The sequence below is a fragment of the Sphingopyxis jiangsuensis genome (assembly GCF_016734905.1).
Taxonomy (GTDB): domain Bacteria; phylum Pseudomonadota; class Alphaproteobacteria; order Sphingomonadales; family Sphingomonadaceae; genus Sphingopyxis; species Sphingopyxis jiangsuensis.
In genome coordinates this window covers 161,559-173,557 of the sequence record NZ_JAERPO010000001.1, presented here as the reverse complement: position 1 = coordinate 173,557, position 11,999 = coordinate 161,559, and the positions used below count along the sequence as shown (strand labels likewise).

Sequence of the window (11,999 nt, the reverse complement as noted above, 5' to 3'; positions counted from 1 at the left end):
TCCCCGCTGCCCCCTCCCGCGCACCCCTTGCGCCCATAGAACAAATCTGGAACAAGCCCCTCCCATGAGTCTCACCCATATTTCGGTGCGCGGCGCGCGCGAGCATAATCTGAAGGGCGTCGACGTCGACCTGCCGCGCGACAGCCTGATCGTCATCACCGGCCTGTCGGGCAGCGGCAAGTCGAGCCTGGCGTTCGATACCATCTATGCCGAGGGGCAGCGCCGCTATGTCGAGAGCCTGTCGGCCTACGCCCGCCAGTTCCTGGAGATGATGCAAAAGCCCGATGTCGAGCATATCGACGGCCTGTCGCCCGCGATCAGCATCGAGCAGAAGACGACGAGCCGCAACCCGCGCTCGACCGTGGCGACCGTGACCGAAATCTATGACTATATGCGCCTCTTGTGGGCGCGCGTCGGCGTTCCCTATTCGCCCGCGACGGGCGAGCCGATCAGCGCGCAGACGGTGAGCCAGATGGTCGACCGCGTGATGGAGCTGCCCGAGGGGACGCGCGCCTATCTGCTCGCCCCCGTCGTTCGCGGGCGCAAGGGCGAGTATAAGAAGGAGCTCGCGCAGTGGCAGAAGGACGGTTTTACGCGGGTTCGGATCGACGGGGAATTTTACGAGATCGAGGACGCTCCGGCGCTCGACAAGAAGTACAAGCATGACATCGAGGTTGTCGTCGATCGGATCGTGGTGCGCGAGGAGATCGAGACGCGGCTCGCCGACAGTTTCGAGACGGCGCTGAAAGTTGCCGAAGGTGTCGCGTATGTCGACATGGCAGACGGACCGGTTCCGGGGCGCGCAGAGGATGGCGGGGCCGCCGACCAGAAGTTGAAGGGCGCCGGAATACCGTCCAACCGCTTGATTTTCAGTGAGAAATTCTCCTGCCCCGTCAGCGGCTTCACGATCGCCGAGATCGAGCCGCGGCTGTTCAGCTTCAACGCGCCGCAGGGCGCGTGCCCCGCGTGCGACGGGCTGGGCGAGCGGCTGGAATTCGACCCCGAACTGGTCGTCCCCAACCACGCGCTATCGTTGAAAAAGGGCGCGGTGGTGCCGTGGGCGAAATCGAACCCGCCCTCGCCTTATTATATGCAGGTACTCGAAAGCCTTGCAAAAGCGTATGATTTCAGCCTCGACACGCCGTGGCAGGACCTGCCCGGCGGGGTGCAGCAGATCATCCTCTTTGGCAGCGGCGGAATGCCCGTCGAACTGACCTTCAAGGACGGCCGGCGCACCTATACGACGCACAAGGCGTTCGAAGGGGTGATCGGCAACCTCAATCGCCGGATGTTGCAGACCGAAAGCGCGTGGATGCGCGAGGAGCTGGGCAAGTACCAGACCGCGCAGCCGTGCGAGACGTGCCACGGCGCGCGGCTGCGCCCCGAACCGCTCGCGGTCAGGATCGCGGGCGAGGACATCAGCCAGTCGGCGCGCCGCAGCGTCGCCGACGCGCTCCACTGGTTCGGCACGCTCGAGGAGAAGCTGAACGAGCAGCAGCGGCAGATTGCGAAAGCGATCCTGAAAGAGATCAACGAACGGCTCGGCTTCCTCAACAATGTCGGGCTCGACTATCTGAACCTCAACCGCACCAGCGGCACCTTGAGCGGCGGCGAGAGCCAGCGTATCCGCCTCGCGAGCCAGATCGGAAGCGGGCTGTCGGGCGTGCTCTATGTCCTCGACGAACCGAGCATCGGCCTCCACCAGCGCGACAACGACCGGCTGCTCGCGACGCTCCAGCGGCTGCGCGACCTCGGCAATACGGTGATCGTCGTCGAGCATGACGAGGACGCGATCCGCCACGCCGACCATGTCGTCGACATGGGCCCCGGCGCGGGCGTCCACGGCGGCGAGATCGTCGCGCAGGGCACGCTGGACGAGGTGCTGGCAAGCCCGAGGAGCCTGACCGCCGCCTATCTGACCGGCGCGAAGAAGATCGAGGTGCCGGCGCGCCGCCGCCCCGGCAACGGCTTCGACCTCGTGCTGACCGGCGCGCGCGCGAACAATCTGAACAATGTCACCGCGAAAATCCCGCTCGGCACCTTTACCTGCGTCACCGGCCTGTCGGGATCGGGCAAGTCGAGCCTGATCATCGACACGCTCTATGCCAGCGCGGCGCGCGTGCTCAACGGCGCGCGGCTGGTCGCGGGGCCGCACGACAGCCTGAAGGGGCTGGAACATTGCGACAAGGTGATCGACATCGACCAGTCGCCGATCGGCCGCACCCCGCGCAGCAACCCCGCGACATACACCGGCGCCTTCACGATCATCCGCGACTGGTTCGCGGGCCTGCCCGAAAGCCAGGCGCGCGGGTACAAGCCCGGCCGTTTCAGCTTCAACGTCAAGGGCGGGCGGTGCGAGACGTGCACCGGCGACGGGCTGATCAAGATCGAGATGCACTTCCTGCCCGACGTCTATGTGACGTGCGAGACGTGCCACGGCAAACGCTACAACCGCGAAACGCTGGAGGTGAAGTTCAAGGGGATGAGCATCGCCGACGTGCTCGACATGACGGTCGAGGATGCGGCGGAGTTTTTCAAGGCGGTGCCGTCGATCCGCGACAAGATGGCGATGCTGTGCCGCGTCGGCCTGGGCTATATCAAGGTCGGGCAACAGGCGACGACGCTGTCGGGGGGCGAGGCGCAGCGCGTCAAGCTGGCGAAGGAACTCTCGCGCCGCTCGACCGGGCAGACGCTCTATATCCTCGACGAGCCGACGACGGGGCTGCATTTCGAGGATGTGCGCAAGCTGCTGGAGGTGCTGCAGGCGCTGGTCGAACAGGGCAACAGCGTCGTGGTGATCGAGCATAATCTGGATGTCATCAAGACCGCCGATTATATCCTCGACCTTGGCCCCGAAGGCGGGGTGAAGGGCGGCGAAATCGTCGCGGCGGGAACGCCCGAACAGGTCGCCAGAAACCCGCGCAGCTTTACCGGACAATATCTGGCGCCGATGCTGGCGAAATAACCTTCCCCCCCTCCCGCAGGCGGGAGGGGCAGCGAGACTTGCGAACGTCGTTCGCTAGTCGCAGCGGGGTGGGCAGTTGCAACGCCGCTGGCCCACCCCCGACCCCTCCCGCCTGCGGGAGGGGAGCAAGGGCGGCGCTTCCCCCATTCGTCACCCCGGGCTTGATCCGGGGTCCCGCTTGACCGCGAGGTCCGGTCCCCTTTGTCTCACGCAAAGGCGCGAAGGCGCGAAGGCGTTTGTGGTCGGACGCTTGCGCCGCCCTGGTCCTGCAGGCGGTGGCAATGGCTCACACAAAGACACAAAGACACGAAGATGTCGGCGTTTCGGGGCGAGCGACGGGTTGCCCGGCAACGGCCCCGATTTGACCGACGCCGGACAAGGTCCGGCGACTTTCCGAAAGCCGTTGATCGGCGCGCGCCACGCGCGTCGCAAAGCCCCCCTCTTCGCGCCTTTGCGCCTTTGCGTGAGCCAATTGCGTCCAAGCGCCCGTCAGCGACGCCGAGCGCGGTCCGTCATCCCGGACTTGATCCGGGATCGCGATGTTCGGGGGTGAGGATGACGTGGACGGGGACGAGGAGAATGTTCCGATCACATGGGTAGCATCAAGATAAGATGCGAGCTATCAACATCCAGTTTGGATCGAAATACGTTCGATCCTGTTGATATTTCGTTCTCTCGATGTTCAAGTGCCTGCGCTAGATGGAGAGAATTATGGAGCACCCCATTTCGTTGAAAGCCTTGGCATACTTTGACGATCTGTTCCCTGTCGAGCCGCTGAGCTCGCACAGGCCCCAAGATTTTGTCGACCAGATTCGGGAGTTCGATGATTTCGGCTCCAGAACTCTCGAGCAGTTCCTCGACGGAATTCCATACTTTATCAACGAATACTGGACATCTGGTCAGCGTAAAGCGCACGCAATTCACGAAGTGAGTTATCGCGCATGCTTCAAGCCGCAGCTTCCGGCATTCTTCATCGATAGGCTCACAAAGCCTGGCGACGTGGTCCATGATCCCTTCATGGGACGCGGAACGACCCCAATTCAGGCGGCTCTTATGGGACGAAGAGCGAGCGCGACAGATATTAACCCATTGTCCAAGCTATTGACACGCCCCCGTTTGGCTCCGCCGCCTTTGCACGAGGTCAGTCGTTTCCTGTCATCTGTTGATTGGTCAGCCTCGGTTGACGTCGACGACGAACTGCTCGTCTTTTATCATCCGGAGACGCTGCGACACTTGACCCTATTGCGAAATCGCCTTCTGGAACTGGCACCTCTGGACGATCCTCAACCCGACCCAATAGCGGACTGGGTTAGAATGGTAGCGATAAATAGGCTTACTGGTCATTCATCCGGCTTTTTTTCAGTTTATACTCTTCCCCCCAATCAAGCTGTTAGCGTATCAGCGCAGCGAAAGATTAACGAGAAAAGGAATCAGATCCCCCCCGTTCGTGATATTCGATCGCTCATTCTCAAGAAATCACGCTCTTTGCTAAAAGATGGCGTACCGCCTGAAGCAAATGCATCCCTGCTTTGTGGCAGTGCGGATCATAGCCCAGAAATAGAAAGTGGTTCTGTCAGTTTAGTTGTAACGTCGCCTCCATTTTTGGATATCGTCCAATATGCTGACGACAATTGGCTGCGATGTTGGTTTTCCGGAATCGATGTTTCGTCAGTTTCCATTGCCATGCATCGATCTGAAGCGGCATGGACGTCGATGGTGCATGACGTCCTTCGAGAACAAGCTCGTCTCCTACGCACAGGCGGCCACGTCGCTTTTGAAGTGGGCGAGGTTCGCGGTGGAAAAATTCAACTAGAGCGTCTCGTATGGCAGGCAGCCGAAGGATTACCGTTTGAACGCATAGCTGTTTTGGTGAATCAGCAAGAATTCACCAAAACCGCTAACTGCTGGGGGGTGAAGAATAACGTTGGCGGGACGAACAGCAATCGAATCGTCGTTCTTAAGAAACGCTAATCTGCAACAGGCGTTGGCGGATCGAGCCTAGGGACTACCGTCGAGTAAAAGCGGGCGCTACTGATACGGGTTCCAGCTCCAAGCTCCCCAGTCCAGTATAGCTCCCTAACTAGATCGCTCGGCACCAACCACACGGGCACTTTTGGAAACCGCATGATGTCAGAGCATACATAGCCTGAAATCCGATCAAGCTTCTCGATAAAGCCATCTTCTTGGAACGACCGACCGCTGCCGACCATGTATGAAGGACAGAAATATATCCCGGAGCTTACAGACCGTGCCTCCCAATTCCCGCCATCTTGGTCAATGAGATCGAAGCCCGAGCCTTCCGAAGGGGCCAGCTTCCATTCCAAAGCATCTCGAATTCGACGTTCTAGAATGAACGATATTCGCCGGCCATCTTTGAAATAAGCTACTACGTCCTGTTCAGGGAGATGCATGGATTCCGACAAATTTTCCAGATTCCATTCAAATAGTAGCGATTCCGGCATTTACATTCTCCTTCATGGAAACGAGGGCGGGATTAATACTCGACAGTAATCGCTTAGTCACGCGTCGGACATTTGCGCAGTGCCGAAATCGTCACACCATGACACTTCCATGACAGTCGCTGTCACAAACCCGTCACACAAAACGCCCAAATGGCGCTCAGCGAGTCGCCGCGGGGGTGGCGGCTTGGTTCGGTAACGACCCCCGACAGGATAGTTTCATGGTCAAGACATTCGCCCCCCGCCTGCTTGGCGTCGCGAGCGCCACCGTTGTCGCGCTCACGCTCTCTGCCTGCCAGGACCAGGCGTCGCAGGGCGGCGCCGCGCGCGATTATATCAGCGCGGTCGGCTCCTCCACCGTCTATCCCTTTGCCACCGCGGTCGGCGAAAAATTCGCCGAAGCGACGGGGGGCAAGACGCCCAAGATCGATTCGACCGGCACCGGCGGCGGCTTTGAACGCTTCTGTTCGGGCGTCGGCGGCGACACCCCCGACATCGCCAACGCCTCGCGCCGCATGAAGGCGAAGGAGTTCGAAACCTGCCAGGCGAACGGCGTCAAGGACATCGTCGAGGTGCAGATCGGCATCGACGGCATCGCGCTGGGCGAGGCGCAGCGCGGCCCCGGCTTCAAGCTGACCGACGAAGATGTGTACAAGGCGCTCGCCGCCAACCCCTATGGCAAGCCCAACACGGCAAAGACGTGGAAGGACGTCAATCCGGCGCTTCCCGCGGTCGCGATCTCGGTCTTTGGCCCGCCGTCGACGAGCGGCACTTACGACGCGTTCAAGGAGTTGATCCTCGCCAAGGGTTGCGACGCCAACCCCGAGATGAAGGCGCTGAAGGACAGCGACAAGGACAAGCATGAAAGCGTGTGCACCGGCCTGCGCGGCGCGCCCTTCTATGTCGAGCAGGGCGAGAATGATAACCTCATCATCTCGAAGCTCGACAAGAACCCGACCAGCCTGGGCATTTTCGGCTTCAGCTATCTCGACGCGAACAAGGACAAGATCAAGGCGGTGCCGATCAAGGGCGTCCTGCCGACCTATGACGCGATCGCCGACGGCAGCTACCCCGGCTCGCGCCCGCTGTTCATCTATGTGAAGAAAGCGCATGTCGGCGTGATCCCCGGCCTCGCCGAATATGTCGCCGAGTTCCTGAAGGGCGCGGGCGAAGGCGGGTATCTGGGCGCCAAGGGGCTGATCGTCTCGCCCAAGAGCGTCGCCGACACCGCGACCGCGAACGCGCAGAACATGACGCCGCTGAACGGTGGCGAACTGAAGTAAGCATTGACGGGCGGCCGGGTGCGGGGACATGCCCCTGCCCGGCCGCCTTGTTTTTTTCGTGCGTCATTGCGCGGAGCCCGGCGAACGCCGGGGGACGCGGCAATCCACAGCCCCGACGCCTTGCGCAAGGCCGACTGCTGGAGATTGCTTCGCCCGGCTGCCGCCGGGCTCGCAATGACGGATGTTGAATTATGACGCTGAGTCATCAAACTGCCACGCTGACCCGCTTTGGACGGCCGCAATGACGAGGATGATGTGAGTTTCAACCCCGCCGCATTATTGCTGCTGATCGTCGGGCTGGGCCTGATCGGCTGGCTGGCCGGTCGCGCGCGCTCGGCGATGGTCGCGGGCCGCGCCGGCACCAAGCTGCATTCGCGCCCGCAATATCATGGCTGGTACGTCGCGCTGTGGCTGTTCGCGCCCGCCGCGATCTTCCTTGCCGTCTGGTCGAGCGTGGCGCCCGCGATGATCACCAACGACGTGCTCGCTAGCGAGGCGGCGCAGCGGCTGCCCGCCTTCGGCTTCGAGCGCAGCGCGATCCTTTCGGACGCGCGCGGCGTCGCGCAGGGCGACCAGCCGAGCGTGCGGATCGAGGGCGCGGGGCCGCTCGTCGAACCCTATCGCGCCGCGACGCAGAAATACGGGATGATCGGCATCGCCGCGATGCTCGCGCTCGCGCTCGCCGGCGGACTTTTCGCCTTCACGCGCATCCGTCCCGATTTCCGCGCGCGCAGCCGCGTCGAGCGGATCGTGATGGGGCTGCTGCTGCTCGCGTCGCTCGTCGCAATTCTGACGACCTTCGGCATCGTGCTGTCGCTGCTGTTCGAATCGATCCGCTTCTTCCAGCTCGTGTCGCCCGCCGAGCTGCTCTTCGGCACCTATTGGAACCCGCAGAGCGGCGCGGCGGTCGAGGGTACGTTCGGCGGCATCCCGCTGTTCTGGGGAACGGTGCTGATCGGCGCGATCATCGCGATGATCGTCGCGATCCCGATCGGGATGATGACCGCGGTGTACCTGACCCAATATGCCGCGCCCGCGGTGCGCCGCTGGGTCAAGCCGATCCTCGAGATCCTCGCGGGCGTGCCGACCGTCGTGTACGGCTATTTCGCCGCGCTCACCGTCGCGCCCGCGCTGCGCAATTTCGCGGTGATGATCGGCATCCCCAACGCCTCGACCGAAAGCGCGCTCGCCGCGGGCATCGTGATGGGGGTGATGATCATCCCCTTCGTCTCGTCGATGGCCGACGACAGCATCAACGCGGTGCCGCAAGCGATGCGCGACGGCAGCCTCGCGCTGGGCGCGACGCCGAACGAGACGATCCGCCAGGTGCTGATCCCCGCCGCGCTTCCCGGCGTGATGGGCGGCATATTGCTCGCGGTCAGCCGCGCGATCGGCGAGACGATGATCGTCGTGATGGCGGCGGGCCTGTCCGCCAACCTCACCGCCAACCCCTTTGCCAGCGTCACCACCGTGACCGCGCAGATCGTCAAGCTGCTCACCGGCGACCAGGAGTTCGACAGCGCCAAGACGCTCGCCGCCTTCGCGCTCGGCCTCGTGCTGTTCGTCGTGACCTTGCTGCTCAACATCGTCGCGCTGCGCATCGTCAAAAAGTATCGCGAAGCTTATGAATAGGGACACCTCCCCCACCGACTGGAAAGGCGCGTCGATGCAGACGCGCATCGCGCGGCGCTATGCGGCCGAGCGGCGCTTCCGCCTGATCGGGCTGGGCGCGGTGCTGCTGTCGGGCGCGTTCCTGGCGTTCCTGCTGTTCGTGATGGTCGGCAACGGCGCGCGCGGCTTTACCTATACGAATGTCGCGGTGCCGATCGACTTCGCATCGACCCCGCTCACCGTCGACGCGGCGCGGCTGAACGACCCCGACGCCGACCAGCTGATCGCCAACGCGGGGCTCGCCGACATCGTCGCCTTTGCCGCCGAAGAGGCGCTGGGCGACGACGGCGACGAGCTGATCAGCGAAAATGCGTGGAAGGAAGTGCGCAGCGCGATCAAGGACGATCCCGAGCTGATGACGGGACGCCACGTCTTTGACCTCCCCGCGTCGAGCGAGATCGACATGGCGGCAAAGGCGGGCGCGAGCGGCGCACTCGGCGCGCGGATCGCGGAACTCCGCCGCGACGGCCGCCTGTCGACCGGAATCCACTGGCCCTTCTTCCGCAACGCCGATGCGACCGATCCCGCGGTCGCGGGTATCTGGGGCGCGCTCAAGGGATCGGTGCTGACGATCTTCATCGCCTTTTGCATCGCCTTTCCGACCGGCGTGCTCGCGGCGCTCTACCTCGAGGAATATGCCCCCAAGAACCGCTGGACCGACATGATCGAGGTGTCGATCAACAACCTCGCCGCGGTTCCGTCGATCATCTTTGGCCTGCTCGCGCTCGCGGTGTTCATCAACTGGTTCGGCATCTGCCAGGCGAGCCCGCTCGTCGGCGGGCTGACGCTCGCGCTGATGACGATGCCCGTGATCGTCATCGCCAGCCGCAACGCGATCAAGGCGGTTCCCCCGTCGATCCGCGACGCTGCGCTCGGCGTCGGGGCGAGCCCGGTGCAGGTCGTGTTCCACCACGTCCTGCCGCTCGCGCTGCCCGGCATATTGACCGGCACGATCATCGGCATGGCGCGCGCGCTGGGCGAAACCGCGCCGCTGCTCCTCGTCGGCATGCGCGCCTTCATCGGCGATGTTCCGGGCGGCATCTGTTCGCCCTCGACCGTGCTGCCGATGCAGATCTTCCTCTGGTCGGACGAAGTCGACCGCGGCTTTGTCGAGAAAACCTCGGCCGCGATCATCGTGCTGCTGTTCGTGCTGCTGTCGATGAACGCCCTCGCAATCTATCTTCGCAACAAGTTTGAAAAACGTTGGTGACCATGACCCAGGAAGACCTTTCCATCGCCGATCCCAAGATGACGGCGCAAAACGTCAATGTCTTCTATGGCGAGAAGCAGGCGATCAACGACGTCACCATCGACGTCGGCACCGACCTGGTGACGGCCTTCATCGGCCCGTCGGGGTGCGGCAAGTCGACCTTTCTGCGGTCGCTCAACCGCATGAACGACACGATCGCCAGCGCCCGCGTCACCGGCAAGATCACGCTGGAGGGCGAGGATATTTACGACCCGTCGATGGACGTGGTGCAGCTTCGCGCGCGCGTCGGCATGGTGTTTCAGAAGCCGAACCCTTTCCCCAAGTCGATTTACGACAATGTCGGCTATGGCCCGCGCATCCACGGCCTCGCGCCGACCAAGGCCGACCTTGACGTCATCGTCGAGCGCGCGCTGGTCCGCGCGGGACTGTGGGACGAGGTCAAGGACCGCCTGAACGAGAGCGGCACCGCCTTGTCGGGCGGGCAGCAGCAGCGCCTGTGCATCGCGCGCGCGATCGCGGTCGACCCCGAGGTCATCTTGATGGACGAACCCTGCTCGGCGCTCGACCCGATCGCGACCGCAAAGATCGAGGAGCTGATCCACGAGCTGCGCGGCAAATATGCGATCGTGATCGTCACGCACAATATGCAGCAGGCGGCGCGCGTATCGCAGCGCACCGCCTTTTTCCACCTCGGGACGTTGGTCGAATATGGCAAGACGACCGACATTTTCACGAACCCGAAGCAGGAACGCACCAAGGATTATATCACCGGCCGCTACGGCTGACGCGTGACCGAAGAAGGACGGAGCAGATGGCAGTAGTCAACGAACACACGGTCAAGGCTTTCGACGAGGATCTCAACCGCCTGCGCGGACTGATCAGCGAGATGGGTGGGCGCGCCGAACAGGCGCTGCTCCAGGCGATGACCGCGCTGAGCAAGGGCGACCTCGAGCTTGCAGACCGGGTCGTGCGCGACGACAAGAAGATCGACACGCTGGAAGCCGAAGTCGAACAGCTCGCCGTCCAGACGATCGCGCTGCGCGCGCCGATGGCCGACGATCTGCGCGAAATGATCGCGGCGCTGAAGATCGTGTCGGTGGTCGAACGCATCGGCGACTATGCCAAGAATATCGCCAAGCGCGTCGCGCTGATGGACCAGACGCGCTCGATCGAGGCGATCCCGGTGCTGATGTCGATGTCGGCGGCGGTCGCCGAGCTGGTCCACGACGCGCTCAACAGCTTTGCGGCGCGCGACGCCGAACTCGCGGTGCGTGTCACGGTGCGCGACAAGAATGTCGACGATTTCTACAACAGCATCTTTCGCACGCTCGTGACCTTCATGATGGAAAATCCGAAGCACATCACCGAAAGCGCGCACCTGCTGTTCGTCGCCAAGAACCTCGAGCGCATGGGCGACCATGCGACCAACATCGCCGAGATGGTCTATTATGTGGTCACGGGCGAACATATGGAGGAACGCGAGCGCGGCGAGACACCCGAGGAGAGCGCGGCGGCGGAGCAGGAGAAGGACTGATGCCGCAGCCCGACCTGCTGCTGATCGAGGATGACGAGGCGATTGCCGAACTCATCGTCTGGCATTTCGCGCGCGAAGGTTTCTCGGTCCGGCAGACCCCCGACGGCGAACAGGCGCTGATGCTGGTCGAGGAGCGCGTTCCCGACATCGTCCTGCTCGACTGGATGATCGAAAGCCTGCCGGGGATCGAGGTCTGCCGGCGCCTGCGCCGCAACCCCAAATCGGCGAACGTCCCGATCATCATGCTCACCGCGCGCGGCGAGGAAGAGGACCGCATCCGCGGCCTCGAAACCGGCGCCGACGATTATGTCACCAAGCCGTTCAGCCCGCGCGAGCTGGTCGCGCGCGTCTCGGCCGTCCTGCGGCGCCTGCGTCCGGCGCTTGCGGGCGAATTACTCGCCTATGCCGACATCGAACTCGATTCGGTCGCGCACAAGGTGGTGCGCGGCGGGCAGGTGGTGAATATGGGGCCGACCGAGTTCCGCCTGCTGCGGCACTTCATGGAACATCCGGGCCGCGTCTTTTCGCGCGGGCAGTTGCTCGACAGCGTGTGGGGGCAGGACAGCGACATCGAACTGCGCACGGTCGACGTCCATATCCGGCGGCTGCGCAAGGCGATCAACCTGCCCGGCACGAGCGACATCATCCGCACGGTGCGGTCGGCGGGCTATGCGTTGGATTCCGGGAAGAGCATCTGACCGCTCGGGGGCGTTCGTCACGCCGAGCTTGATCGGCAATTATCCCGTTTCGCCAGTCAGGTGATCCCCGGCGAAAGCCGGGGGCCAGTTCGGGCAGCGCCGCACCGCGTGGCCCCCGGCTTTCGCCGGGGATCACCTGTTGCTCGTCCGAGGGTATAGTCGCCGGCTGGGTTTGGCGC

The 11,999-nt window shown here is 63.1% G+C and carries 9 protein-coding genes; 8 read left to right on the top strand and 1 reads right to left on the bottom strand.

The features are described 5' to 3' along the window. The first annotated feature begins 64 nt into the window (after nucleotides 1–64). Together uvrA and JI743_RS00810 are read left to right on the top strand one after the other, a co-directional pair. Nucleotides 65–2,965, top strand: coding sequence for an excinuclease ABC subunit UvrA (gene uvrA, locus JI743_RS00815; protein WP_201925004.1), 2,901 nt, complete (start codon nucleotides 65–67; stop codon nucleotides 2,963–2,965). 711 nt (nucleotides 2,966–3,676) lie between these two features. Further along, the gene (locus JI743_RS00810; RefSeq protein WP_201925002.1) at nucleotides 3,677–4,936 is read left to right on the top strand and encodes a DNA methyltransferase; all 1,260 of its coding nucleotides are present in this window, start codon (nucleotides 3,677–3,679) and stop codon (nucleotides 4,934–4,936) included. Here the strand turns inward: JI743_RS00810 and JI743_RS00805 are convergent. Further along, on the bottom strand, nucleotides 4,933–5,427 hold the full coding sequence (locus tag JI743_RS00805) for a hypothetical protein (RefSeq protein WP_201925000.1): 495 nt from the start codon (nucleotides 5,425–5,427) through the stop codon (nucleotides 4,933–4,935). The two genes, JI743_RS00810 and JI743_RS00805, sit on opposite strands and share 4 nt — an antisense overlap. Nucleotides 5,428–5,645: 218 nt before the next feature. Here JI743_RS00805 and JI743_RS00800 point away from each other — a divergent pair, with 218 nt between their 5' ends. The 6 genes from JI743_RS00800 (at nucleotide 5,646) to phoB (ending at nucleotide 11,820) form a co-directional block, all read left to right on the top strand. Continuing rightward, nucleotides 5,646–6,707, top strand: coding sequence for a substrate-binding domain-containing protein (locus JI743_RS00800; protein WP_201924998.1), 1,062 nt, complete (start codon nucleotides 5,646–5,648; stop codon nucleotides 6,705–6,707). A gap of 255 nt (nucleotides 6,708–6,962) precedes the next feature. Then, on the top strand, nucleotides 6,963–8,339 hold the full coding sequence (pstC, locus tag JI743_RS00795; RefSeq protein ID WP_201927195.1) for a phosphate ABC transporter permease subunit PstC: 1,377 nt from the start codon (nucleotides 6,963–6,965) through the stop codon (nucleotides 8,337–8,339). Beyond that, nucleotides 8,332–9,588: a phosphate ABC transporter permease PstA gene (gene pstA, locus JI743_RS00790; RefSeq protein ID WP_201924995.1), complete on the top strand. Its 1,257-nt coding sequence runs from the start codon at nucleotides 8,332–8,334 to the stop codon at nucleotides 9,586–9,588. Before pstC ends, pstA begins: the two co-directional genes overlap by 8 nt. A 2-nt stretch (nucleotides 9,589–9,590) precedes the next feature. Further along, nucleotides 9,591–10,373, top strand: coding sequence for a phosphate ABC transporter ATP-binding protein PstB (gene pstB / locus JI743_RS00785; protein WP_201924993.1), 783 nt, complete (start codon nucleotides 9,591–9,593; stop codon nucleotides 10,371–10,373). Between the two features lie 26 nt (nucleotides 10,374–10,399). Beyond that, complete coding sequence (gene phoU, locus JI743_RS00780; protein WP_201924991.1) at nucleotides 10,400–11,122, top strand: phosphate signaling complex protein PhoU; 723 nt, start codon at nucleotides 10,400–10,402, stop codon at nucleotides 11,120–11,122. After that, the gene (gene phoB, locus JI743_RS00775) at nucleotides 11,122–11,820 is read left to right on the top strand and encodes a phosphate regulon transcriptional regulator PhoB (RefSeq protein WP_201924988.1); all 699 of its coding nucleotides are present in this window, start codon (nucleotides 11,122–11,124) and stop codon (nucleotides 11,818–11,820) included. The genes phoU and phoB overlap by 1 nt, the downstream gene beginning before the upstream one ends. The last annotated feature ends 179 nt before the right edge of the window (nucleotides 11,821–11,999 follow it).